Source organism: Aureimonas altamirensis (assembly GCF_001463885.1).
Classification (GTDB): domain Bacteria; phylum Pseudomonadota; class Alphaproteobacteria; order Rhizobiales; family Rhizobiaceae; genus Aureimonas; species Aureimonas altamirensis.
The window spans coordinates 226,034-249,373 of the sequence record NZ_BBWQ01000015.1; the positions used below are offsets into that span (position 1 = coordinate 226,034).

General features: G+C 65.6%; 21 protein-coding genes and 1 other RNA gene. 10 read left to right on the forward strand and 12 right to left on the reverse strand.

The annotated features are described in order from the left end of the window. The first annotated feature begins 1 nt into the window (after nucleotide 1). The gene (locus tag AUL31_RS12380; RefSeq protein WP_060606767.1) at nucleotides 2-691 is read left to right on the forward strand and encodes an AzlC family ABC transporter permease; all 690 of its coding nucleotides are present in this window, start codon (nucleotides 2-4) and stop codon (nucleotides 689-691) included. Further along, complete coding sequence (locus AUL31_RS12385; RefSeq protein WP_060606770.1) at nucleotides 688-984, forward strand: AzlD family protein; 297 nt, start codon at nucleotides 688-690, stop codon at nucleotides 982-984. The genes AUL31_RS12380 and AUL31_RS12385 overlap by 4 nt, the downstream gene beginning before the upstream one ends. A 52-nt stretch (nucleotides 985-1,036) precedes the next feature. Here the strand turns inward: AUL31_RS12385 and AUL31_RS12390 are convergent, their stop codons facing one another. After that, complete coding sequence (locus tag AUL31_RS12390) at nucleotides 1,037-2,047, reverse strand: TIM44-like domain-containing protein (protein WP_060606773.1); 1,011 nt, start codon at nucleotides 2,045-2,047, stop codon at nucleotides 1,037-1,039. Nucleotides 2,048-2,299: 252 nt separating this feature from the next. Between AUL31_RS12390 and AUL31_RS12395 the strand changes: the two genes are divergently transcribed. Continuing rightward, on the forward strand, nucleotides 2,300-2,824 hold the full coding sequence (locus AUL31_RS12395) for a BA14K family protein (RefSeq protein WP_159439808.1): 525 nt from the start codon (nucleotides 2,300-2,302) through the stop codon (nucleotides 2,822-2,824). 58 nt (nucleotides 2,825-2,882) lie between these two features. Here AUL31_RS12395 and AUL31_RS12400 read toward each other — a convergent pair whose 3' ends face one another. Continuing rightward, nucleotides 2,883-4,712, reverse strand: a complete 1,830-nt coding sequence (locus AUL31_RS12400) for an aminopeptidase P family protein (protein WP_060606779.1) — start codon at nucleotides 4,710-4,712, stop codon at nucleotides 2,883-2,885. A 167-nt stretch (nucleotides 4,713-4,879) separates the two neighbouring features. Here AUL31_RS12400 and AUL31_RS12405 point away from each other — a divergent pair, with 167 nt between their 5' ends. Next, nucleotides 4,880-5,083 carry a hypothetical protein gene (locus AUL31_RS12405; RefSeq protein WP_060606782.1) on the forward strand — a complete coding sequence of 68 codons (204 nt, stop codon included), beginning with the start codon at nucleotides 4,880-4,882 and terminating at the stop codon, nucleotides 5,081-5,083. Nucleotides 5,084-5,155: 72 nt separating this feature from the next. Here AUL31_RS12405 and AUL31_RS12410 read toward each other — a convergent pair whose 3' ends face one another. Continuing rightward, nucleotides 5,156-6,016 carry a 50S ribosomal protein L11 methyltransferase gene (locus AUL31_RS12410; RefSeq protein WP_060606785.1) on the reverse strand — a complete coding sequence of 287 codons (861 nt, stop codon included), beginning with the start codon at nucleotides 6,014-6,016 and terminating at the stop codon, nucleotides 5,156-5,158. Nucleotides 6,017-6,038: 22 nt separating this feature from the next. Next, nucleotides 6,039-6,665 carry an SCO family protein gene (locus AUL31_RS12415; RefSeq protein ID WP_232414944.1) on the reverse strand — a complete coding sequence of 209 codons (627 nt, stop codon included), beginning with the start codon at nucleotides 6,663-6,665 and terminating at the stop codon, nucleotides 6,039-6,041. Between the two features lie 60 nt (nucleotides 6,666-6,725). Between AUL31_RS12415 and AUL31_RS12420 the strand changes: the two genes are divergently transcribed. After that, a complete protein-coding gene (locus tag AUL31_RS12420) occupies nucleotides 6,726-7,388 on the forward strand; it encodes a DapH/DapD/GlmU-related protein (RefSeq protein WP_060606792.1) in 663 nt (220 codons plus the stop codon). 10 nt (nucleotides 7,389-7,398) lie between these two features. Here the strand turns inward: AUL31_RS12420 and AUL31_RS12425 are convergent, their stop codons facing one another. After that, nucleotides 7,399-8,568, reverse strand: coding sequence for an MFS transporter (locus AUL31_RS12425; RefSeq protein WP_244489395.1), 1,170 nt, complete (start codon nucleotides 8,566-8,568; stop codon nucleotides 7,399-7,401). 93 nt (nucleotides 8,569-8,661) lie between these two features. Here AUL31_RS12425 and AUL31_RS12430 point away from each other — a divergent pair, with 93 nt between their 5' ends. Next, nucleotides 8,662-9,465, forward strand: coding sequence for a PhzF family phenazine biosynthesis protein (locus AUL31_RS12430; protein ID WP_060606798.1), 804 nt, complete (start codon nucleotides 8,662-8,664; stop codon nucleotides 9,463-9,465). A 17-nt stretch (nucleotides 9,466-9,482) separates the two neighbouring features. On the opposite strand, the gene AUL31_RS12435 is transcribed toward AUL31_RS12430, so the two are convergent. Next, a complete protein-coding gene (locus AUL31_RS12435; protein ID WP_060606801.1) occupies nucleotides 9,483-12,071 on the reverse strand; it encodes an ATP-dependent helicase in 2,589 nt (862 codons plus the stop codon). Nucleotides 12,072-12,211: 140 nt separating this feature from the next. Here AUL31_RS12435 and AUL31_RS12440 point away from each other — a divergent pair, with 140 nt between their 5' ends. Beyond that, nucleotides 12,212-15,913 (forward strand): AsmA-like C-terminal region-containing protein, encoded by a 3,702-nt coding sequence (locus AUL31_RS12440; RefSeq protein ID WP_060606804.1) that lies wholly within the window; start codon nucleotides 12,212-12,214, stop codon nucleotides 15,911-15,913. A gap of 22 nt (nucleotides 15,914-15,935) precedes the next feature. On the opposite strand, the gene AUL31_RS12445 is transcribed toward AUL31_RS12440, so the two are convergent. The 6 genes from AUL31_RS12445 to dgcA all read right to left on the reverse strand — a co-directional run bounded on the left by AUL31_RS12445 (nucleotide 15,936) and on the right by dgcA (nucleotide 19,498). Then, nucleotides 15,936-16,160 (reverse strand): ribbon-helix-helix domain-containing protein, encoded by a 225-nt coding sequence (locus AUL31_RS12445; RefSeq protein WP_060606807.1) that lies wholly within the window; start codon nucleotides 16,158-16,160, stop codon nucleotides 15,936-15,938. Continuing rightward, nucleotides 16,157-16,348 (reverse strand): DUF4169 family protein, encoded by a 192-nt coding sequence (locus AUL31_RS12450; protein ID WP_060606810.1) that lies wholly within the window; start codon nucleotides 16,346-16,348, stop codon nucleotides 16,157-16,159. Before AUL31_RS12450 ends, AUL31_RS12445 begins: the two co-directional genes overlap by 4 nt. 13 nt (nucleotides 16,349-16,361) lie before the next feature. Next, nucleotides 16,362-16,943 carry an SspB family protein gene (locus AUL31_RS12455; protein ID WP_060606813.1) on the reverse strand — a complete coding sequence of 194 codons (582 nt, stop codon included), beginning with the start codon at nucleotides 16,941-16,943 and terminating at the stop codon, nucleotides 16,362-16,364. Between the two features lie 166 nt (nucleotides 16,944-17,109). Beyond that, nucleotides 17,110-17,467, reverse strand: a transfer-messenger RNA (tmRNA) gene (ssrA, locus tag AUL31_RS12460). Nucleotides 17,468-17,473: 6 nt separating this feature from the next. Next, nucleotides 17,474-18,445, reverse strand: a complete 972-nt coding sequence (thyX, locus tag AUL31_RS12465) for an FAD-dependent thymidylate synthase (protein WP_244489396.1) — start codon at nucleotides 18,443-18,445, stop codon at nucleotides 17,474-17,476. Nucleotides 18,446-18,514: 69 nt separating this feature from the next. After that, entirely contained in the window at nucleotides 18,515-19,498 is a 984-nt protein-coding gene (dgcA, locus tag AUL31_RS12470; RefSeq protein WP_060606816.1) for an N-acetyl-D-Glu racemase DgcA, read from the reverse strand. A 162-nt stretch (nucleotides 19,499-19,660) separates the two neighbouring features. On the opposite strand from dgcA, the gene AUL31_RS12475 reads away from it, so the two are divergent. From AUL31_RS12475 to AUL31_RS12485, 3 genes are all read left to right on the forward strand, one after another. Further along, nucleotides 19,661-20,827 carry an MlaE family ABC transporter permease gene (locus tag AUL31_RS12475; RefSeq protein ID WP_060606819.1) on the forward strand — a complete coding sequence of 389 codons (1,167 nt, stop codon included), beginning with the start codon at nucleotides 19,661-19,663 and terminating at the stop codon, nucleotides 20,825-20,827. After that, nucleotides 20,808-21,692 carry an ABC transporter ATP-binding protein gene (locus AUL31_RS12480; protein WP_060606821.1) on the forward strand — a complete coding sequence of 295 codons (885 nt, stop codon included), beginning with the start codon at nucleotides 20,808-20,810 and terminating at the stop codon, nucleotides 21,690-21,692. The genes AUL31_RS12475 and AUL31_RS12480 overlap by 20 nt, the downstream gene beginning before the upstream one ends. A gap of 5 nt (nucleotides 21,693-21,697) precedes the next feature. Continuing rightward, nucleotides 21,698-23,340, forward strand: a 1,643-nt coding sequence (locus AUL31_RS12485; RefSeq protein ID WP_060606824.1) for an MlaD family protein, incomplete at its 3' end; no start/stop codon positions are given.

Here is a 23,340-nt window from a genome sequence, read left to right on the forward strand (position 1 = left end):
TATGCTCGACACCCGCGAACTGCGCGCCGCCGTGCGCGACGTGGCGCCCGTGCTGGTGCCCATGCTGCCCTTCGGCGCGCTGTACGGCACGCTGGCGATGGATGGCGGCTTCACCGTGGCCGAGGCCATCGGCATGTCGGCCTTCGTCTATGCCGGGGCCGCACAGCTTGTGGCGCTGCAACTGCTGGCGATCGAATCACCGCTCTGGGCGGTGGTCCTGTCGATGTTCATCCTCAATTTTCGGCATGTGCTCTACTCGGCGTCGATCGGGCGGCATCTGGGCGCCTTCACCCCGCTCCAGAAGACGATCGGCTTCTTCTTCCTGGTCGACCCCTCCTATGCCGCGGCCGAGGGCCGGGCGCTCGGCGGCCGCCTGACGAAGACCTATTACTTCGGCTACGCGCTGGTGCTTTACGTGGTGTGGCAATTGTCCACCGCCATTGGCGTCGTCTTTGGCGGGTTGATCGACGATCCCCGTGTCTTTGCGCTGGACTTCGTGCTGCCGGTCTACTTCCTGGCGCAGACCATGGCCTTCCAGAAGCGCGATGGGTTCTTTCCGGTGGCCGGAGCAAGCTTCGCCGTGTCCGCCCTTGTCTACATGACGATCGGCGCGCCCTGGCACGTGACGCTGGGCGGGCTGGCAGGCCTGATCGTGGCGGCGGTCCGGCCCCTGCCGGGAGACCCCGCATGAGCGAGATCTGGCTTCTGGTGGTGCTGGCGGCGGTGACCACCTACGCAACCCGCGTCGGCGGCTATCTCGTACTGCAGCGGATGGGCCGCATATCGCCGCGCCTCGACGCGGTGCTGAACGCCGTTCCTGCTGCCGTGCTGCCCACCATCGTCGTGCCGGCCTTCGTGGATGGCGGCTGGCTGGAGCGCTGTGTGCTTGTCCTGTGCGGTGTACTGGCCATTCGCCTGTCGCTTCTGTCCACCGTCGCCATCGGGACAGCCATCGTGATCGTTGCGCGGTTCGCCGGGGTATAAAAAAGGGCCGGTCGCTGGCGACCGGCCCAAACTTAGCACTTCGGGATAAGCCTCAGGCTTCCTGGATCGCGGTCAACTTCCACTCGTCGTGGTGATCGCGCAGGAACGTCCAGACTTCCGTCGATTCGACCGGCTCGCTGTCCGAGCCCTCGACGATCTTGCCGCTCTGCCTGTCCCGCAGAACCTGGATCATCGAGTAGCGCATCGCCACAGTGGCGAACTCGCGCGAGCCTTCCTTCCAGCTTTCGGCGATGTCGCCCTGCAGAAGCTTGACGTCGCGCACGTCGCTTTTCACGCCGCGCGTGGCGTTCTGCGACAGCTCTTCCGACAGGTAGGACATGATCTCCGGCGACGTGATCTCGCGGATCGCGGCATAGTCTTCACGTCCGAAGGCGTCCTGCAGTTGGTACAGGCGCTGCTCGAAAATGCCGAGATCGTCCGGGGTGATGCCGAGCTCGTCCGGGTTGCCGTTGCGGGCCGGCGCGGACGCCGCGCCAGTCGCTGTGCCTGTGGCTGCGCCGCCGCCGAGGCCCGCACCGAGGTGGCGGAAATCCTGCCCGCCGCCGGAAGCCGGCTGCTGCCCCTGATAGTTCATTCCGGCGGCGCGCTGGTTGCCGGCCGCTGCTGTCTGCGGGCGCGAGCGGAACAGGCGCATCGCCAGCCAGATGACGCCGGCGATCAGTGCGATCTGGACCAGAAGCGCCATGAAACCGCCAAGGCCGCCGAAACCGGCGCCCATCAGAAGGCCGAAGAGGCCACCCAGCATCAGGCCACGCATCAGCGGGCTGCCAAAGAGGCCCCGGTTGGCCGCGGCACCGGCGGCAGCGCCGGTTGCCGCGCGGCCGGCATTGGGCTGCGCCGCTGTGCCCGGCGTGATCGAGCGCTGCACGGGTGCGGCCGAGGGCGCCGTGTTGGTGGCGGGCGCCGACTGGAACGTCCGCGCCCCACGGCTGCCGAAGCTTCCGCCGCGCCTTGCCTCTGCGTAGTCCACCGCCACGACGGAAAAGACGAGCGTGAAGATCGCGAGCAGGGCCCCGAAACGATATTTGTGCAGTGCAGCCATGCTGCGGCCTCCGATTCTTGTAACTGCTTGCAGCGATATAGGATCGAGCGGCCCTTCACTTGAAGGGGCGGGCAGGAAGTTCCTTGGGCGCGGCGATCAATTTATCGCTAGCCGAGATCCATTTGGCCGCCGACGCGTTAACCATCTTCGAGATCTGCGTCGGTGCCTCTTGCCGGGGCCGGTGTCCGCATTCAGCGGCCATTCAGGTGACGGATGGTTAATAGGGGCGAAGGATCTCCAAGGAGACACGCCATGTCATTGGTTAAGAAGTTGAGTGGAAAAGCTTTGATCGTCGCGATGGCCATGGCGATGCTGCCGGCCAGCGTGGCCGTGCCGCAAAACGTCAACGGCGCGATGGGCAACGTGGTTGCCAGCCTGTTCGGTGCAACGCAAGCCAAGGCCGATCCCTGGCGGCACCGTCATTGGGACAGGGGCGGCTATCGCGGAGGCGGCGGTTATTACGGACGCCGCGATTGGCGCGACTCGCGTCGCTGGGATCGTGGCCCGCGCTACTATCGCCGCGACCGGGGCAACGCCGCCGGCGCTGCCATCATCGGTGGCATCGTCGGGCTGGGCGTCGGAGCGGCGATCGCCAGCGCCAACCAGCCGCGCTACGTAGAGCCGGCGCCACGGCGTTATGTGGAGCCGGGTTACTCTTACGCGCCGCAGCCCTGGACGCGCGAATGGTATCAATACTGCTCGCAGCGCTACCGGAGCTTCGATCCCGGCAGCGGAACGTTCCAGCCCTATAACGGGCCGCGCCGCATGTGCCGCTAGCACCCGGTGCAAATGATAAAGGGCCCGCCGTCCGGACAGGATGGCGGGCCTTTTTGCGTCAGCTACCCAGCGGCGCCGTCGAGGCGGCCAGCCATGCGCGGTCGGCCTCGTCCGGCAGCAGCGGAGCCAGCCTGCCACGCACCTCGGTGTGATAATTGTCGAGCCATGCCCGCTCATGCTCGTGCAGCAGTTCGGCCATGACGAGCCGGCGGTCTATCGGGACGAAGGTCAGCGTCTCGAAGCCATGCATGGGCATGTCCCCGCCATCGATTTCGGCCGGCGGCGTTACGAGAATGAGATTCTCGATCCGGATGCCGAAATGTCCCTCCCGGTAATAGCCCGGCTCGTTCGACAGGATCATTCCGCTTTCGAGCACCGTCGCGCCGCGCCGGGATATGGATTGCGGCCCCTCGTGGACGGCGAGGTACGAGCCGATACCGTGCCCCGTGCCATGCGCATAGTCGCAACCGGCCTTCCAAAGGGCTACCCGGGCCAGCGGGTCGAGGTCCATGCCCCGCGTGCCGACCGGAAAGCGGATCGTCGAAATGGCGATCATGCCCTTCAGCACCAGCGTAAACTTGCGACGGCGTTCCGCATCGACCGAGCCGATGGCGACGGTACGGGTGATGTCGGTGGTTCCGTCGCGGTACTGCGCCCCGGAATCGATCAGGAACAGTTCGCCGTCGCCGAGGGTCCGGTTGGACCGCGTATTGACGCGGTAATGCGGCAGGGCGGCATTGGGCCCGGCGCCGGCGATGCTGTCGAAGGAGATGTCCAGCAGCGGCATGCCATCGCTTGCCGACGTCTCGGCGCGAAACGCTTCCAGGCGCCGCGCCGCATCGATCTCGGTGATCGTGCCGCCGGGCTGAAGGTCGAGCCAATGCAGGAAGCGCACCATCGCGGCGCCGTCCCGCAGATGCGCGGCGCGGTTGCCGGCAATCTCGATGTCGTTCTTGCGCGCACGTGGCAGGCGGGCCGGATCGGGCTTCAGCACGACGGTCGCGCCGCCTTCCTCGATCAGCTCGACGATGCGCTCGGCGGCCAGGGCGGGGTCCACGAGAACCCGTTCGCCAGCCCTGAAACCCCGCAACGCCGCGTCGAAGGCATCGGGTGCGGCAAGATCGGCGAGGGCGGAAAGATAATCCTTCACCGCGCCGTCGAGCTTATCCGGATCGATGAACAGGGTTGGCCTGCCGTCGCTTTTCAGGATTGCGAAGGAAAGGGGCAGCGGCGTGTGCGGCACGTCCTGGCCACGGATGTTGAACACCCAGGCAATCGAAGACGGGTCCGTCAGCACGGCCGCCGTACCGCCGGCCGCGCGCATGGTTTCTCCCATCTCGTCCAGCTTGGCGGCTGCGCTGCGACCGGCGAGCGTTTCGGGGTGCTGCACGACCTTGCCTTTCGGCGACAACGGCCGGTCCTGCCAGATGCGATCGATGGGATTGTGCGGCAGGGGCACCAGCTTGAAGCCGGTTTCCTCGGCGGCCTTGCGCAGCGCCGCAGCCTCGGCCTGCGTATGCAGCCACGGGTCGAAGCCGATGGTCATTCCGGCCGCGACACCGGACAGATATTTGGCCAGCGGCGTATCGATGGAGCTGGCGGTCTGCATGACTGCGGGGTCCACCTGGTCGCGCGCCTGCGTCGTGTATCGGCCATCCACGAACAATGTCGCCGAATCGGGCAGCACGACGGCGTAACCCGCCGAGCCCGAGAAGCCCGTCAGCCATGCAAGGCGTGCCGCGGCATCCGGAATGTATTCGCCCTGATGCTCGTCGGCGCGCGGTACGATGAAGCCGTCGACACCAAGATGGGCCAGCTCCGCACGGAGAAGTTCGAGGCGGTTGGCGCTGGCGGCCGAGCTTGCGCTCTCTTCGAAGGACTGGAACACCGCTTATGGCCTTTCGAGACTTATGAACAATTGATGAAGACGACGCGAGAATCGCCTTGCGGTTTGCGAAACGGACCTATGCAACGGGGGATATAGCTCAATCCGGCGCGATGACGCATATAGGGTGCATGAGAGGTTACGAAGACCTTTCCGCAGAGGCTTCAGACATGTTGACGACCCAAACCTACCGCCCCACGCCCGTTTCTCCGCGCCTCGTCTTCACGTCGCGCCGGATCGCAAGCGCAGAAGGTCGCCGGATCCCGTCTCGTCTTCAGGTAGCCGGCGGACGTGGCCTCCAGATGGACGAGATGGTCAGTCTTCTGGGTCGCCGCGGCTCCTTCTTCGAGGTCGCCGCGCCCGAAAGGCACTAGCCCTCACGGGCTTCGGCAATTCGCCAATCCATTCAGCGCCGCGTCGCCCTGTGCGATGCGGCGTTTTTCGTTTCAGCGGCTGAGGTGCAGCGTCACCCAATCGCCCATGCGGATCGTGCGCCGGTGATAGAGCGCCTGGTCGCGATAGGCGGCCAGCACCGCCTGGCGCTGCCGCGCCAGAATGCCGGACAGGATGATATCGCCGCCGCGCTCCAGCCGCCGCTCCATGGAGGGAGCCAGGCGCATCAGCGGGCCGGCCAGGATATTGGCGACGATCAGGTCGAAGCGCGCTCCATCGGCAAAGGCCGGGCCGTTGAACCCGATCGCAACTTCGGTTCGCACACGCGCCGCAACGCCGTTTGCGCGGACATTGCCGCGCGCCACATCCACGGCCACGGGGTCGATGTCCGTTGCCAGCACGGGAATGCGCGCAAGACGCGCCACCGCGATGGCCAGCACGGCGCTGCCGGTTCCGAGGTCCAGCGCGTTGCGCGGCGCCTTGCGGCGCAGGATATCGCCGATCATCGTCAGGCATCCTGCCGTGGTGCCGTGATGGCCCGTTCCGAAAGCCTGCCCCGCCTCGATCAGGATGCCGATATCATTGGCCCCGACACGGGCGCGGTCATGCGCGCCATGCACCAGAAAGCGGCCGGCCCGCACCGGCTTGAGGTCGGCCAGCACGCTTTGCATCCAGTCGATGGAAGCGTCGATATGCTCCGTCTCTGGCGACAGGGGCTCGAACAGAGCGAGGATGTCGGCCGCCTGGGCCGGCGCCTCCTCGAAGTAGATGGACACTTCGAAGATCTGTTCGTCTTCGTCGGCCTCGAAGATGGAGACCGGGGCGCCGAACGCCTCGAAGGCGGCGTCCAGCCGGGCATAGGCCGCTTCCACGGCCGCACGCGGGCCACGCGCGAAATATCGTAACTGGCTCAAGCGCCGCTCCGGGGTAAGATCGTCAAAGGGTCGTCAGGCGGTCCAGCTTCTGCAGCGCCGTTTCAGGGTTTTCCTGATAGGCGATGGTGCCCACGAACTGGCCTTCCGTGCCAAGCATGATGACGCTGGCCGTGTGGTCCATCGTGTAGGTGCTGCCGCTTTCGACCTTGGCATGGTGGATTCCCCAGCCGTCCAGCATCGCGTTTACGGCGGCCGGGTCGCCGGTGATGCCGGTAATGTCGGCGTCCATCGATTCCACGTAGCGCTTCAGCACTTCCGGCGTGTCGCGCTCCGGGTCGACCGTCACGAAGACGACGTTCAGATCCTTGCCTTCGTCGGCCAACTGGCGCTGATAGCCCGCCAGCTCGTACAGCGTGGTGGGGCAGACGTCCGGGCAGTGCGTGAAGCCGAAGAAGACGGCGGTGGCGCTGCCCTTCAGGATGCTTTCCGTAACGGGCTGTCCGTCCTGGTCGACAAGCTGGAAGGGTGCGCCATAAGGTTCCGCTGCCTGCTCGGCGGTGGAAAACTGGCGTATGCCGACCGCCCAGACGATCACCAGCAGGGCGGCGACGAGGCCGACAAGAACCCAGAGGCCCATGCGCAGGGCGGCCATACGGCGTGGACGGGGCCTTTGGGGATCCTGGGACATGACGCTTCTCCAATCTTGTCCATCGCGATACATGAAGCCAGCGCGGACGGGAAGGCGGGCATGACGAAAACGGAATGGGATGCGGCGGATATCCGCTTCCGCTCGGAGGCGGCACGGATTCACGGCAGCGCCGAGGTGAAGCAATGCACCATCGGGCGCTATTGCGAGGTTGGCCCGCGCTGCGTGCTGCGCGAAACCGAGCTTGGAGATTTCAGCTATTTCGAGCGCGGCGGCGAGGCGATCTATGCCCGCATCGGGCGCTTCACCTCCATTGCCGCAAACGTGCGTATCAATGCGCTCGACCATCCGATGGAGCGCCTGACGACCCACAAGATCACCTATCGCCCCAACGAATATTTCCGCTTCCTGCCCGTTGACAGCGCGTTCCGCGAGCGGCGGCGCAGCCGCGCCGTCACTGTGGGGCACGATGTGTGGATCGGGCACGGCGCCGTCATCATGCCGGGTGTGACGATCGGCAATGGAGCGGTCATCGGCGCCAATGCCGTCGTGACGCGCGATGTGGCCGCCTACACGATCGTGGCGGGCGTGCCGGCCAAGGTGCTGCGGCCGCGCTTTCCGCCGGCGATAGCGGCCCGTATCGAGGCGCTCGGCTGGTGGAACTGGCCGCCGGAACGGCTGTTCGAGGCGATCCCCGACATGCAGGAACTGCCCATCGAAGCCTTTCTGGACAAGTGGGAGGTGGCAGCGGCCGCAAGGCGCTGACCTTTGCCGGTCAGCGGCTGCGTTTTTCCGTCAACACGAAGGCCAGCGCCGTTGCAGGAAAGGCCGCTCCCATCAGGGCGACGGCCGTCCACCCGAAGGCTTCCAGCACCGGGCTGGTCAGCGCCGACCCGACAGCGCCCCCCAGAAAGAAGATCGCCATGTAGACGGCGTTCAGCCGGCTCCGGATACTATCGTCGAGTGCGAAGATTTCGCGCTGGCCGATGACCAGATTGGCCTGCACGCCAAGATCGACGAGAATGCCCGCCAGGATGAACAGCGCCATTGAGCCGCCGGCCACCGAGGCTGCCAGCAGCGCGGCGACGGCCAGCGACATGGCCGCGATGGTGCCGGTGCGGATATATCCCCGGTCGGCGAGGCGGCCGGCGACCGGTGCGGCACACACGCCGAATACGCCGCTGAGGGTGAACAGCGCCACGGCGTGGCCGCTGTAATTGTAAGGCGGGCTCATCAGGACGATGGGCGCGCCCGTCCAGAAGATCGCGAAGGATGCGAACATCGCCGCATGATACAGGGCGCGCCTTCGCAGCACCGGTTGGCTGCGGAACAGATGCCCGAGAGACCGGATGAGCGCGGGGTAGGGCTGGCGTGCCGGCGGCACGCGGCGCGGCAGCGCCATGGCACACAGGGCCGCGAGGGCCAGCATCAAACCGGCGGACACCAGAAACACCCCGCGCCATCCGAGATATTCGGCGGCAAGGCTGGAAACGGGCCGCGCCAGCAGGATGCCGCCGAGCAGGCCGGCCATGACGTTGCCGACGACGGCGCCGCGCCGCTCTGGCGGAGCCAGATGCGCAGCCAGCGGCACGATCATCTGGGCGGCACAGGCCGTGACGCCGACGACCGCCATGGACAGGAATAGGGTCGGCAAGGACCCGGCCGCCAGCAGGCCGAGGCAGCCGAGGACACAGAAACCCATCGTCGTCAGGATGAGCTTTCGGTTCTCCACCACGTCGCCGAGCGGCACGAGCAGGATGAGGCCGAGCGCGTAGCCGAGCTGCGATGCCGTGACCACGCCGCTTTCGAGCGCGGGCGGCATGGCGAAATCGGCGCCGATCAGTGACAGCACGGGCTGCGCATAATAGAGGTTGGCGGCGAGGACCCCGCAGGTCAACGCCATCAGAATGGTCAGGATACGGCTGATGCCGACTGTGGTGGACACGGCGATCACGGCCTATGTTGCGATGCGAAGTGCTTACCGGATTGCGGTCCGAAAGACGATAGGCAGTGTAAAGGCAGGGAAGGAAACGACGTCATGGCGCAGTTGCGGATGTTTCAGGTGGACGCCTTCACGAAAACCCGCTTCGCCGGCAATCCGGCGGCTGTCGTCCTTCTGGACACATGGCTGCCCGATGCCGTCCTGACGGCGATCGCGGCCGAAAACAACCTTGCCGAGACGGCCTTCCTGGTTGCCGCGGCGCAGGATGGGTATGAGCTCCGCTGGTTTACACCGACGTCCGAAGTTCCCCTGTGCGGCCATGCAACGCTTGCCAGCGCGCTTGTGCTGGCGGACGAGATCGGACTGTCTCCGCCCTTCCGGTTTCATACCCGCAAGTCGGGTACGCTGCAGGTGGATAGGTCGGAGACGGGATATTCCATGCGTCTGCCACGTCGCACGGTGGTGCCCGGCGGCGATCCGGCCGAGATCGCCCCGGTACTCGGCATTCCGGTTCTGGAAACGCGTTTCGTGCCGGTGGATGGCGACGATATGGTGCTGGCGGTTGTTGCCGACGAAGGCGCCCTGATGGCTATGCGACCGGATATCCGCGCCATCGCCGCACTGGATGCGCGCAGCCTTCTGGTGACGGCGAAGGGCGATAGCGTGGACTTTGTTTCGCGCTATTTCGCGCCGCGCTTCGGGATCGACGAAGATTCCGTCACCGGCTCCACGCATTGCGCCCTTACCCCGTTCTGGGCCGAACGACTGGGCAAGACGAGTTTGACCGCGCGCCAGTTGTCGAAGCGGGGCGGCAGCCTCACCTGCCAGCTCGACGACGATGCCGTCATCATCGGCGGGGAAGCCGTTCTTTATCTGCGCGGTACGATCATCGTCGACTGACGCGGGCGGCGCCTGCGTCAGACCGGTTGAACGAAGCCGTCCAGCACCCGTTTCTGGCCGGCCTTGTCGAAATCGATGGTCAGCTTGTTGCCTTCGACCGAGGCGACCGTGCCGTTGCCGAACTTCATGTGGAAGACCCGGTCGCCCGTCGAAAAGGCGCTTGCCACCTCGGCAACCGATTTGGCTACCAGCTCTCCCGAAATCTCCCGGGGGCCACCGTCCCGCGCCGACGAGTACAGGCCCGCGCCCTTGCGTGGCGGCTGGTTGGAGCCCCGCGACGGACGCATGGAATGGGCCTCCGTCAGGCGGCCGGCAAAGCCGGGCGTTTCTTCGTCACGCACGGTACCGTCGCGGTTGATGTAACGGTCGGCCTGCGCGGCGGCGCGGTCCCGGGCGCTGGTGGGGCCCTTGTCGGCATAGGCGATGCCACCGCCGCGTCCGCCGGAGTAACCGCCCGCACCGCCCGCCGCCTGTGCGCGCCGCCAGCCCGGCGTCTGGTAGCTCGTCGTCGAAAAGCTGGACTGGTCCCATCGGCTGGCACCGTAGCCGCCATAGGTGGAGGGCGCCTCGATGACCTCGACATGCTCTTCCGGCAACTCGTCGAGAAAGCGGGACGGGATGGTGCTCTGCCACAGGCCGTGGATACGCCGGTTGGAGACGAACCATATCTTCACGCGTTTCTTGCCGCGTGTGAGGCCGACATAGGCCAGGCGGCGTTCTTCCTCGAGGCCCGAGCGCCCGCCCTCGTCCAGCGCGCGCTGGTGCGGGAACAAGCCTTCCTCCCAGCCGGGCAGGAACACCGTTTCGAATTCCAGCCCCTTGGCCGAATGCAGCGTCATGATAGAGATGGCGTCCATCTGCTCGTTCTGCTCGGAATCCATGACGAGCGCGATATGCTCGAGAAAGCCCGGAAGGCTTTCATAGTCGTCCATGGAGCGGATCAGTTCTTTCAGGTTTTCCAGGCGTCCGGGCGCTTCCGCCGACCGGTCGTTCTGCCACATGGCGGTATAACCGGACTCGTCCAGAATCATCTCGGCCAAATCGGTGTGGCGCATGGAGGGCACGAGGTCGCGCCAGCGATGGAAATTCGCAACAACTTCGGCCAGTGCGGCGCGCGGGCGCGGCTTCAACTCGTCGCCTTCGACCAGCTCCGCGGCGGCGGCAAGAAGCGGCACCCTCTTGGCGCGCGCATATTCGTGGATCAGCCGGATCGCGGCCTCGCCAAGGCCGCGCTTCGGCGTATTGACGATGCGCTCGAAGGCAAGGTCGTCGGCCGGCTGCACGGTTGCACGGAAATAGGCCAGCGCATCGCGGATTTCGAGCCGCTCGTAGAAGCGCGGGCCGCCGATCACGCGGTAATTGACGCCCAGCGTCACGAACCTGTCTTCGAACTCGCGCATCTGGAACGAGGCGCGCACAAGGATCGCCATGTCGTTCAGCGCATGGCCCTTGCGCTGCAACTGCTCGACTTCCTCGCCGACGGCGCGCGCTTCCTCTTCCGAATCCCAGGCGGCGTTGACGCTGACGAGCTCGTCTTCCGGGTCGGCCCGCTCGGTGAACAGGGTTTTGCCGAGCCTGTCCTCGTTATGGGCGATCAGGTGTCCGGCCGCGCCAAGAATATGGGCGGTCGAGCGGTAATTGCGCTCCAGCCGGATGACGACCGCGCCCGGAAAATCCTTCTCGAAGCGCAGGATGTTGTCCACTTCGGCGCCGCGCCAGCCATAGATGGACTGATCGTCGTCGCCCACGCAGCACACGTTGCGCGCGCCGTCCTGCCCGGTGCGCTGCGCCAGAAGGCGCAGCCACAGATACTGGGCAACGTTGGTATCCTGATACTCGTCGACGAGGATGTAGCGGAAGCGCCGGTGATACTCGTCGAGCACGCTGGGATTGTTCTTGAAGATCTCGATCGGATGCATCAGCAGATCGCCGAAATCTGCCGCATTCAACTGGCGGAGCCGTTCCTGATAGGCCTGGTAGAGCAGGCGCCCCTTGCCGTCGCCGAAGGCGCGGGCGTCCCCCTCTGGGATGCGGTCGGGCGTCAGCGCCTTGTTCTTCCAGCCATCCATGAGGTTGGCGAAGGTGCGCGCCGGCCAACGCTTGTCATCGAGGTTTTCGGCCTGGATGAGCTGCTTGATCAGCCGGACCTGATCGTCCGTGTCGAGGATGGTGAAATTGGGTTTCAGGCCCACAAGCTCGGCGTGGCGGCGCAGGATGCGCACGCCGATGGAGTGGAAGGTGCCCAGCCATGGCATGCCTTCGACCTCTTCACCGACAAGCATGCCAATGCGCGTCTTCATTTCGCGCGCGGCCTTGTTGGTGAAGGTCACGGCCAGAATCTGCGAGGGGTAGGCGCGCCCCGTCGCCAGGATATGGGCGATGCGCGTCGTCAGAACGCGCGTCTTGCCGGTTCCGGCACCGGCCAGCACCAGAACGGGGCCTTCGGTGGTTTCCACGGCCGCGCGCTGCTCGGGATTGAGCCCGGCCATATAGGCCGCTTCCTGCGCGGCGGGCGCGCGCGGACGCATGCCGGCCAGAGCCCGCGCGGCGATCCCCGCCTTGGGTGATGCGGGCGGCGTGCCCGGATTGTCTGAGGAATCGGTCATCGCACCATATCTAATGAAATTTGCCGCCAACACTAGGTGAGAACACGGGGAAAGCCCCTTGGCGACCCTCGACAATGTCGCATTCTCGTGGCCTATCTGCCTTTTGCCGGCAAGGCCAACAGGGAAGGAGGCTGCAAGGGGTGCGACTGTTCATCGCCATAGGCGGCCTCGTCGTCGCGCTGCTGATCGCGGCCCTCGTCGCGCCGCTCTTCATCGACTGGACGTCGTGGCGCACCTCCTTCGAGGCGGAGGCCAGCCGCCTGATCGGCCAGAAGGTGGAGGTTCGGGGCGAGGCCCATGCACGCCTGCTGCCGTTTCCCAGCCTGACATTCACCGATGTGACGGTGGGCGAGCCGGGGCACGGCGAAGCGTCGATGACGCTCGACAGCTTCCGGATGGATGCGGAACTGGCGCCCTATCTTTCCGGCGAAATCCGCATTTTCCAGATGGAGCTGGGGCGCCCGCATCTGACCGTACCCTACGGAGCGGGCTCGCGGCCGCCGCGCCTGGCCGGGGGGCTTGGCGCCGGCGGGGCCAACGTCGTTCTGGAAAACGTCGTCATCACGGATGGCACGTTGAGCCTCAACAACGGCAGCAACGGCCAGCGGCGCGAATTCGGCGATATCGACGCAAGCTTTTCGGCGCGCACGCTGCGCGGCCCCTTCCGGGGCGGCGGAACGCTGACCAACCGGGGCGAGCGGCTGGAATTCACCCTCAGCTCGGGCACCATAGAAGATAGCGGCCACTGGCCTTTCCGGATCGCCATCCTGTCGCAGCGGCTTGCAAGCTCGTTTACGCTGGATGGCGCGACTGAGCTTGGCGACGGCGTTGCCGATTTTGCCGGGGCGGTCGAGATCGCCTCTCCGGCTCAAGGGTTGGAGCCCGTCGCCGACATGCCGGTTGTTCGGGCGACGGCCGATGTCGCGACGCAGAATGGCGGTGCGGCCTTCCAGAAGATCCGGGTGGAAGTGGGCGGCGGCGAAGCCCCTTATGTGCTGACCGGTGACGGCACGCTTGCCTCTGGCCCCATTCCGCATTTCAGCCTGAAGCTGGCCGGCGAGCAGATCGATATCGACCGGCTGACGCAGGACACGCTGGAAAAATCCGGTGGGCTGACGCTCGCCGACCGGGTGGAGGCGGTGCGGCGCACGCTCCAGGCCGTGCCGGTTTTGCCGGTGGCCGGAGAGCTGGAGTTGAACCTTCCGGTCTTCACCATCGGCGATACGACCGTGCGCGGCCTGTCCGTGACGGCTTCGCCCAGCACGGATGGCTGGGCGCTGCGCCGCCTGAACGCGGAACTGCCCGGACGCACCTTGGTCGAGGCCTCCGGGCTGGTCACCGTCGGCGATACCTTGGCCTTCCGGGGCCCGCTTCTGTTCGCCTCGCGGCAACCGGCGGGGCTGGTGGCCTGGCTTGGCGGCTCGGGCGGGCAGAGCCTGGCGCAGATCCAGCGGGCGGGTTTTTCCGCCGACGTCCAGCTTTCGCCGACGCGGCAGGTATTCGACAATCTGGAAGCCGACGTTGCCGGGCAAAGCCTGCGCGGACGCCTCGAACGCGCCACGGCCGGCGACGGGGTTGCCGTCTCTGCCGATCTGGCCGGCGATGCGGTGAAACTGGATAATTTCTTCGCTTTTGCGGAATTGCTTGCCGGTGAAGACGTGTTCGCCTCCGGCGTCGACAGCATCGATCTGCGGCTCGCGGCCGGGCCGTTGCAACTGTTCGATTTGGCGGCCGAGACGGGCGAGGTGGACCTTACCTATGCCGGCAACGTGCTCGACCTGCGCAATCTGTCGCTTGGCGGCTTTGCCGGCGGAAACCTGGAGGCCCGGGGCACCGTCGGCAGGCCGGACAGCGGTCTCGTTCCCGACCTTGCCTATGAGGTGGATCTGAGCGATCCGGCGCAGTTGGCAGCCATCGTCCGCAGCTACCGACCCATGGTCGCGCCGCGCCTGGGCGATGCCATTGCCGACGTGCTTGCGCGGTCCGGGCCGGTGACGGGCAGTGGGCGTGTGGCCCCCGGCGCCGAAGACGACAGGCTGGCCCTGACGTTCAACGGCACGGCCGGCGCCAGCGAAGTAACCGCCAGCGTGGCGCTTCCGGCCTCGATCGAGGAAGCGCGGGCCGATTGGCCGACCGACGTTTCGCTGTTGCTGGCAAGCGACCGCCCGGTCGAGATGCTGAACCAGCTGGGTGCCGCGGGGATCGACCTTGGCGTTGCCGCGCCGCTGGAAATCCGCGCTCGCATGACCGGCCCGGCGGACAGCGTCGCCACGACCCTCGGTGTCCATGCACCCGGCCTCGACCTGACGGTAGAGGGCACGACCAGTTGGGGCGCCGACAGCCTGGCAGAGGCCGATGCAGCGGCCAGCCTGCAGGCCGACGACCTTGGCGTTTGGATGTCCGCTCTCGGCATTGCCGCGGGGCAGGGCATCGACCGGCTGCCCGCCGATGGCGCGATGCGGGTTTCCTGGCGTCCCGATGGCTGGACCGTGGAAGATCTATCCGGCTCCATCGCCGATACGGCAGTCGATGCAGCAGAGCTGACGCGCAGCGGCAGTGGCCCGGTGACTGGGGCCGCCACCATCGGGGCGATAGCGCTGCCCTGGCTGGCCACCACGGTCCTGGGTGTTGCGCCGGACGCGGTCGACGGTGCGGACGGCTGGCCGGACACGGTCTTTGCCGGCTCCTTCACGGCGCAATTGCCGCCATTCGATCTGGCGATGACCGTGCCGCATATCGACCTTTTCGACGGGGCGGTTCTGCGTGATGCCCGGTTTGGCTTGAAGGGCAGTCCGGAGGGCCTGGCCGTCGACGGGCTGGATGCCACGATGGGCGATGGATCGCTGACCGGGCGCGCAAGCCTTGCCAATAATGGCGGGTTCGCGCGCGCGCAGATGGACCTTGCGGTGGATGGGGTTTCGCTCGATCCTGCCATCGCGCCGCTGCGGGGCAAGGCTACGGGCCGCCTAATGGCGGAGGCTGCCGGGCAATCCTGGTCCGAACTGTTCGCCTCGGCAGATGGCGACGGCTCGGTGAGCATCATGGATGCCGTGCTTGCCGGCGTTTCCGTTCCGCCCCTCGGTGCGGTTCTCGATGCGGCGGACGGGCAAGGGTTCGAGGCGACGTCCGAACAGGTCTCGCTGCTGCTGGGCAACTTGCCGTCGCAGCCGTTTCAGGCCGACCGGCTGGATGCATCCGTGGACATTGCGCTCGGCTCCATACGGCTTGGCCCCGTTACGGCGGAGGCGCCCGGCGCGCGCCTGTCCGGTGAGGGCACGTTCAGCCTCGTCTCGCGGCGCGGAGAGGCCCGGGCCACGATCTTCTATGTGCCGGCCGATGAGGAGGTGATCGAGGACACGGCTCCTTCGGTTTCCTATGTCGCCGGCTGGCCGGGCAGTGCGGCGTTCAGCCTTGCAGGCGCAGACCCTTTGACGAGCTATCTGTCGATACGCGCCTACCGTGCCGAACAGGCACGCCTGCAAGCCTTGCGTGACGATCTGCAGGAGACGCTGCGTCTGCGCCGCGAGGCCCGCTACTTCAACGATCTGGCGCGCGAGCGCGCCGAACGTGCACAAGCCGCCGCGGCCGAAGCGGAAAGCCGGCGGGCCGAGGAAGCGCTTGCGCGGCAAGAAGAAGCGCGTGCGCGGCAAGAGGAAGCCGCCCGCGCGGCAGAGGAGGCGCGGGGCACAACCGACGCACCGCTGCTGCCATTGCCGGATCTGCGCGTGCCGCCGCCATCGCCTCGCGCTCCGGGAGAGGTGCCGCCGCCATTCGAGTACGAGCTGACGCCCGGGCAGCCACCGCTGTCCGACCTGCCGGGCGTCGACCCCAGCCTTCGCTGAGACCGAATGTTATGAGGGTGTTTCAAGCCCGCTCGCGGCCCTTGTCCAGGGCATAGTCCAGCACCGCGAGGCGCAGGCTGGACGACAGGTTCTGTTCCGGGTCGCGCGCCGTATCGATGTCGGCGACAAGCCGCGCCAATGGCAGGTTGCGGCGCTCTGCCATCTCGCGGAGCAGCGCCCAGAAGGCGTCTTCCAGGCTGATGGATGTGCGATGCCCCCGAATGGACAGGGACCGCTTGACGATCATTCGTCAGGCCCGGGCTTTTGCAGCCGGGCGCCATCCAGCTCTTTCAATATCTTTTCGCGCTCGCTGCCGGCCTTCGCCTTGTCCTTGCGCGACATACCGAAGGTTACGCGGTTCTCCGCGGATGCCTTCTCGGCCTTTTCGCGCGCGATGCGTTTGCGGGCCTGTCGCAGGTTGACGATTTCGGCCATGGCACAGTGCTCGTCAGGGTTTCTTACGGAATGCATCCAGTGAAACGACATCGGCGGAGGGCTTGTTGCCGTCGTCGGTTTCGGCTTCGGCGTCGCCGGTTGCCTCGTTCTCGGACGTTTCGGCATCGGCCTTGGCGCGCGCCGGTTCGGCAGCGGGACGGCGCAGCGGCACTTCGGTCACGGAGGCAAGGGGTGCCTCCGACCCGGCTGCCTCGGGCTGGCCGTTGGCCGCTTCCACCTCGCGCACGTCGAATTCCAGCTCGAAATTGACGGCCGGATCGTAGAAGCCCCGAATGGCGCTGAACGGGATCAGCAGCCTTTCCGGGATGTCGGAGAAGGAAAGACCGATCTCGAATGCGGTATCGGTTACCGACAGGTCCCAGTACTGGTGCTGGATCACGATCGTCATCAGCTCCGGATACTTTTCGCGGAGGCGCGACGAGATTCGCACGCCCGGCGCCGAAGTCAGGAACGTGATGAAGAAATGGTGCTCGCCTGGAAGACCCGTCTTCACGACTTCGGATAGAACCTTCCGGATCACGCCGCGTAGCGCGTCCTGCGCCAGAATGTCATAGCGGATAAGATCCTGACCCATTGGCCACCTGTGTTCGAACCGACATGCCCGACCAAACGGGCTGATTTTCATGGCCGGGGTGGTGCCCGCAGCCTGGACAGTCGTTTCATAGCCGGAGTTTGCAGCGCATGAAAGTCCTGTCGCGGGTGCAAGCGAAGGAATGAGCGCGATGGTGGCAAGGGATGGAAGTGGAGGCTTCTGTTGCCAGGCGCCTCCGGGCCCCGCCTGAGGGTGCGAACCCCCAGGGCTTGAATGAAGCTATCGCACCGCGTTAAGCGGCGAGACGTGCTTCCGCATAGTTGTCGTTGGCAACTATTTTAACAGCCCGATGACGGTGGTACCATGCCGAGCAAAAGTCCGATCTTTACACCCTCGTCGATCCTATTTCGCCCCCGCCTCAACCCCTCCGACAGGAAGGGGCTCAGGTGGAGGCGCCGGGTACCGCCCCCGGGTCCGAATGGTTTATTTCATCGGCAGTTTATCGCCATAGTCGGGTCAAGCCCGACGCCGTGAATATAGGGATATGCGCGGCAAATGAAAAGGGGCCCGCCTTAGGCATCCCGCTCCAGGACGGCGCAGAGTTCGACCCATTCGCGCTTCGTCAGGCCGCTCGTCTCGGCGGTGACGGACTCGCCGTCGATCATGCGCCGTATGGCCTTGACCGCTGTGGCTGAAAGCTGGGCGGCGCCCATGCGATGCTCCAGGAAGGCCTCGTGCGTCACCGGCACCCAGCGCTTCAGAATGTCGATCATGACGTCGGCATAGGCGCGGATTTCGTACTGCGCATGCGGATCGGCCCGCAGGCGCAGGAAGCCCATGAAATTATGCAGGTCGGCTTTCCAATACCACTGCGTGTAGAAGTTCAGCGGCAGGTTCATGCGCGCCAGCTCGCGGGCAAGACCCTGTCTGTCCTCGCGCCGGGCGTCGCCGTCGCCCTCGTTCAGCATCAGGGCATAATGGTCGTAGGCCTGCATTGAATCGTTGCGCAGAAGGTTCAGGACTTCCTCTGCCTCGGCACCTTCGAGGATGTCGCCGCGACCCTGCCGGTTGGATGCCGACTGGGCTGCCAGATGGTTCGGCTCCGGAATGTAGAACTCTCGGTCCAGCACCGAGTAGCGCGCCGAATATTCGTTCACGCTGGCCATGCGATGGCGGATCCACTGCCGGGCGACGAAGATAGGCAGCTTCACATGCAGCTTGATCTCGGCCATCTCGAACGGCGTCGTATGCCAGTGGCGCAGCAGGTAATTGATAAGGCCGCGATCTTCCTGCACGCGCTTGGTGCCCCGGCCATAGGACACGCGCGCCGCCTGCACGACGGCGTCGTCGGTGCCCATATAGTCGATGACGCGCACGAAGCCGTGATCCAGAACGGGCAGGGGCTTGTAGAGAATCTCTTCGAGCCCGGGTGCAACGGGCCGTGCCGTTTCTGCGCGTTGGTCACGCAGCGCGGCGATCTCGGCTTCCTGTTCTGCCGTCAGACGAGACTTACCCGAGGCTTCCATAGCCGCCACCTTGTTCATGATCCAAATGCCATCTGCCTTAAAGCGGATCGCGCGGCCTGAGAACCCTTGCGCGGACACACGGAAGCCTTATCCCCATAAGGTGCGATCGGGCGGCGAAACCAGGGAAGGGCCGTAGACCAGCCCGTTCGGCCTGTCGCGCGCCAGAAGGAGCGGGCCGTCCAGATCGACCAGATCGGCCGTCTGGGCCAGCAGCACGGCCGGCGCCATGGCAAGCGACGTGCCCACCATGCAGCCCACCATGACGCCGAAGCCCAGACGCCGCGCTTCCCGCACGAAGGCGACGCCCTCGGTAAGCCCGCCGGTCTTGTCGAGCTTGACGTTGACGTAGTCGTAGCGGCCGCAGATGCCCTGGAGGTCGATCGTGGAATGCACGGATTCGTCGGCGCAGACAGGCACCGGGTGCGGGATGCGCGCCAGGATCTCGTCGGCTCCGGCCGGCATGGGCTGTTCCACCACCGTGGCGCCGATGGATGCGGCAACCAGAAGGTTCTGGCGCACCGTTTCTTCGGTCCATCCTTCGTTTGCATCGATGATCAGGCGGGCGTTGCGTGCGGCGCTGCGCACCGCGCGCATGCGGTCGGCATCGCCCTCGCCACCCACCTTGATCTTCAAGAGGCTGCGATGCGAGACGCGCGCCGCCGCCGCCGCCATGGCCGAGGGCGTGTCCAGGGAAATCGTATAGGCCGTTTCCAGGGGGCGCGCCGGCAGGCGGCAGATCGCTTCCTCGACCAGCGTGCCGGTGGATTTGGCTTCCAGATCCCACAGCGCGCAATCGAGCGCGTTGCGCGCGGCGCCGGCCGGTAGCCGCGTCGAGAGCGTGCGCCGCGACATGCCGGCCTCGATCGCGTCGCGGACCGTTTCCATGGCTTCCACGACCGATTCCGGCGTTTCGCCGTAGCGCGCATAGGGCACGCATTCGCCGCGGCCCGTGCCGAACTCGTCGGATATGGTTGCCACCACCACGACGGCTTCCGTCTTGGAGCCGCGCGAAATGGTGAAGGCTGCAGCCAGCGGGAATCGCTCTACTGTGACCGAAAGACGACGCGCCATGAAAACCTCTGCGGATTGAAATCGGTGTGATTGAAGCTTCGGTGACAAGCCCTATTGCTTTAGGTAGCGTCACGATGACGAAGAATCGGTATGCGCTGCCCTGCGGGCGCCGCTTCCCGGCAGGTGAAGCAAATAGCTCATGGCAGGATTTTCCGCGACGGCATGTTGGACGAAGAGACCGATCAGCGCAGCATAAGCAAGCCGGAAATCTCCGCCGAGAAGGCGGAGGGCGGCGTTGCCGTGAGTCTGTCCGGCGACTGGATCGCCCGCACGGTCGGCCCTGTCGAAGATGCCGTCCACAAGACGCTCGAGTCCGATCTCGGCAAGTCCATCACGCTAAAGTGCGAACGCATCAACCGCATGGATACTGCGGGCGCACTTCTGATCGAAAAACTGGAGCGCGGTTTTGCCGAAAAGGGGGTCGACGTCAATGTCGACGGCCTTCGGCAAGGCAATGGCGCGCTGTTCGAGGCGGTGCGCCGCTCGCTCGACATGGAGCGGCCCACCCCTGACAAGAAACGCGGCAATTTCGTGCTCAACGGGCTCGAAGGTCTCGGTCGCTGGGTGGTCGGTACGGCCGGCGAATTCGTCGACGGCCTCAACATCCTCGGCGCGTCCCTGTACGGCGCCGGCCGGCGGCTGACCGGCAAGACGCAGTTTCGACCGGCCGCCATCGTTTCCCAGATGGACCACATGGGTGTGCGCGCCCTGCCGATCATCGCGCTGATGAGCTTCCTGATCGGTGGCGTCATCGCCCAGCAGGGCGCGTTCCAGTTGCGCTATTTCGGCGCCGAGATCTTCGTGGTGGATCTTGTCGGCATCCTGCAGCTCCGCGAGATCGGCGTTCTGCTGACGGCGATCATGATCGCCGGCCGTTCGGGCAGCGCCATCACCGCCGAAATCGGCTCGATGAAAATGCGCGAAGAGGTCGACGCCCTGCAGGTGATCGGCCTCAATCCCATCGGGGTTCTTGTCTTTCCGCGCCTGGTGGCCCTCGTCATCGTACTTCCCCTTCTGGCCGTCGTCGCCGACCTTACCGGCATACTGGGCGCCATGGTGGTGACGTTCTTCTACTCGGGCATCACGCCGGAAGCCTTCCTGATGCGCCTGCGCGGCGCCATCGACGTGGCCACCATCTTCGCCGGCCTCATAAAAGCGCCCTTCATGGCCATGGTGATCGGCGTCGTCGCCGCATCGGAGGGGCTCAAGGTCGGCGGCAGCGCCGAAAGCCTGGGCCTTCACGTGACCGCTTCGGTCGTCAAATCCATCTTCCTCGTCATCCTGATGGATGCCATGTTCGCGATCTTCTATGCCGCAATCGGATACTGACCTTTCCCACCCAAGCGAGACGCGGGCCGGCCACAAGGCCGGCGAGCCGGAGGTGATCATCACCTGCCGGGACGTCACCGTGCGCTTCGGCTCCAAGACGATCCTGGAAGGTTTGTCGATGGATGTCCGGCGGGGGGAGATCCTCGGCTTCGTCGGTGCATCCGGCACCGGCAAGTCGGTTCTGCTGCGCACCATCCTTGGCCTCAACGCCAAGCAGGCCGGCACCATCGAGGTGTTCGGCATCGACTATGAGCGCGCCAGCGACGCCGAGCGCCTGTCGGTCGAGCAGCGCTGGGGCGTCCTCTTTCAGCAGGGCGCGCTGTTTTCCTCGCTGACGGTGCTGGAGAACATCCAGGTGCCCATGCGCGAGTATCTCGACATGTCGCCGAAGATGATGGAAGAGCTGGCCCGGCTGAAGATCGATCTTGTCGGCCTGGCGGCCGACGCCGCCGATAAATACCCCTCGGAGCTTTCGGGCGGCATGATAAAGCGCGCCGCCCTGGCGCGCGCACTTGCGCTGGACCCGGACATCGTCTTCCTCGACGAGCCGACCTCCGGCCTCGACCCGATCGGCGCGGCCGAATTCGACGAACTCATCATGACCCTGCGCGATACGCTGGGCCTGACCGTCTACATGGTGACGCACGACCTCGACAGCCTTTTCCAGGCCTGCGACCGTATCGCGGTGCTCGGCAAGAAGAAGGTTCTGGTAGAGGGGAACCTGCAGACCATGCTGGACAATGATGACCCCTGGGTGCGCAGCTACTTCCATGGCAAGCGCGCCCGAAGCATCGTGACGGACGAGGACGAACCGGCTGAGAAGACGGAAGCGGGCCGGCCCGGCCCGGCGGACGGAGAAGCTTAAGACCCATGGAAAACCGCGCAAACTACATTCTGGTCGGTGTCTTCACCCTGCTGATCCTGGCGCTGAGCTTCGGCTTCATCTACTGGTCGGCGAATATTTCGGATTCCAACCGGCGCGTCCCGCTTCTGGTACGCATCGACGGTTCGGTGTCCGGCCTTTCCGTCGGCAGCCAGGTTCTGTTCAACGGCCTGGCCGTCGGTGTGGTCACTAACCTGCGGATCGATCCGAACAACCCGCGCGTTGTCATCGCGACGACGCAGGTGGACCGCACCACGCCCATCACCACATCCACCACAGCCTCGCTGGGCTCGCAGGGCCTGACCGGTGTCAGCTTCGTCGGCCTGAGCGGCGGTAACGTCAACGACCGCAACATCATCGAATCTGCCATGCGCGAAGGTGTCACCCCGGTAATCCGGGCCAATGCCTCCGATGTGACGGACATTCTGGCGACGGCGCGCGACATCTCCGAGCGCGCCAACAACATTCTCGGCGAGTTCGAATCCCTCGTGCAGGAGATCGGGCCGGCTGTCCGCACCACGGCGGGCAACATCGCCTCCACCTCCGAGCATGTGGAAGAGTTCACCGCCAGCCTGGCCGCAAACGCAGACCAGATACCGGATTTCGTCGCCAGCCTCGGCCGCCTGTCGGAAAGCGCCAATGCCGTTGCATTGCGCCTTCCCGACCTGATTGACAGGGCATCCGAATTCATCACCGCGCTCAACGTCGAATCCGTCAACGCCTCTATCGAGAACGTCGCGGCGATCACCCAGTCCGTGCGCGAGCAGACGGGCAACTTCTCCGCCGCCATCGAAAGCGTATCGACGGCAGCCCGCAGCTTCGGCGCCGTGGGCGAGACGATCAGCAACAACATGCCTTCGGTGGAGCAGTTCATGGCTTCGCTGGGGCCGATCTCCACGCAGGCGCAAAGCGTCGCCGGCCGCCTGGACACGACGCTGGAATCGGCCGAGCAACTGATCACCTCGATCGATCCGGCGCAGGTTCGCGCCACGGTCGACGGTGCCCGCGGCTTCGCCGATGCGCTCAACGCACAGTCCGGGGCGCTCAGCTCGATCTTCGGCGGCACGCAGACGGTGCTGTCGTCGCTGAATACGGCGCTTAACGGTATCAACGGCACCCGCGCGCAGATCGACGAACTCATCGCCGGCATCGATGCCGACGATGTGTCGCAGGCCTTCAACGACATTACGGCGGCAACGGCCAATATCGCCAGCGCCGCCGATGCCGTCGGCGGTGTCGCACGCGATATCGGCAACCGCCGGGAAGATATCGACAACATCATCTCCAACACGCAGGACGTGACGGAAAACCTGCGCACCGCATCTCAGCAGGTGCAGACGATCCTGAATTCGGTGAACGGCATCGTAAACAGCCCGGACGGGCAGGGCCTGACGGCCGAGGCGCGCGCCACGCTGCAATCGATCCGCCAGACGGCGGATATCGTCCGCGCCAATATCGGGCCCATCGCGGCCAACCTGCAAAGCTTCTCGGGCCAGGGCCTCAACGACGTGCGCACGCTCGTGCGTGACGCTTCGGGCGCCATCACACGGATCGAGAGGGCAATTACCAACCTCGCCAACAACCCCAGCCGCATCATCTATGGCGGGAGTGGGTCGGGGCAGGTGCGTGA

Coding starts and splice junctions, on each gene's coding strand:
- AUL31_RS12380 (WP_060606767.1), top strand. CDS start 2: ATGCTCGACACCCGCGAACTGCGCGCCGCCGTGCGCGACGTGGCGCCC.
- AUL31_RS12385 (WP_060606770.1), top strand. CDS start 688: ATGAGCGAGATCTGGCTTCTGGTGGTGCTGGCGGCGGTGACCACCTAC.
- AUL31_RS12390 (WP_060606773.1), bottom strand. CDS start 2,047: ATGGCTGCACTGCACAAATATCGTTTCGGGGCCCTGCTCGCGATCTTC.
- AUL31_RS12395 (WP_159439808.1), top strand. CDS start 2,300: ATGTCATTGGTTAAGAAGTTGAGTGGAAAAGCTTTGATCGTCGCGATG.
- AUL31_RS12405 (WP_060606782.1), top strand. CDS start 4,880: ATGTTGACGACCCAAACCTACCGCCCCACGCCCGTTTCTCCGCGCCTC.
- AUL31_RS12415 (WP_232414944.1), bottom strand. CDS start 6,665: ATGTCCCAGGATCCCCAAAGGCCCCGTCCACGCCGTATGGCCGCCCTG.
- AUL31_RS12420 (WP_060606792.1), top strand. CDS start 6,726: ATGACGAAAACGGAATGGGATGCGGCGGATATCCGCTTCCGCTCGGAG.
- AUL31_RS12430 (WP_060606798.1), top strand. CDS start 8,662: ATGGCGCAGTTGCGGATGTTTCAGGTGGACGCCTTCACGAAAACCCGC.
- AUL31_RS12435 (WP_060606801.1), bottom strand. CDS start 12,071: ATGACCGATTCCTCAGACAATCCGGGCACGCCGCCCGCATCACCCAAG.
- AUL31_RS12445 (WP_060606807.1), bottom strand. CDS start 16,160: ATGATCGTCAAGCGGTCCCTGTCCATTCGGGGGCATCGCACATCCATC.
- AUL31_RS12450 (WP_060606810.1), bottom strand. CDS start 16,348: ATGGCCGAAATCGTCAACCTGCGACAGGCCCGCAAACGCATCGCGCGC.
- AUL31_RS12455 (WP_060606813.1), bottom strand. CDS start 16,943: ATGGGTCAGGATCTTATCCGCTATGACATTCTGGCGCAGGACGCGCTA.
- thyX (WP_244489396.1), bottom strand. CDS start 18,445: ATGAACAAGGTGGCGGCTATGGAAGCCTCGGGTAAGTCTCGTCTGACG.
- dgcA (WP_060606816.1), bottom strand. CDS start 19,498: ATGGCGCGTCGTCTTTCGGTCACAGTAGAGCGATTCCCGCTGGCTGCA.
- AUL31_RS12475 (WP_060606819.1), top strand. CDS start 19,661: ATGTTGGACGAAGAGACCGATCAGCGCAGCATAAGCAAGCCGGAAATC.
- AUL31_RS12480 (WP_060606821.1), top strand. CDS start 20,808: ATGCCGCAATCGGATACTGACCTTTCCCACCCAAGCGAGACGCGGGCC.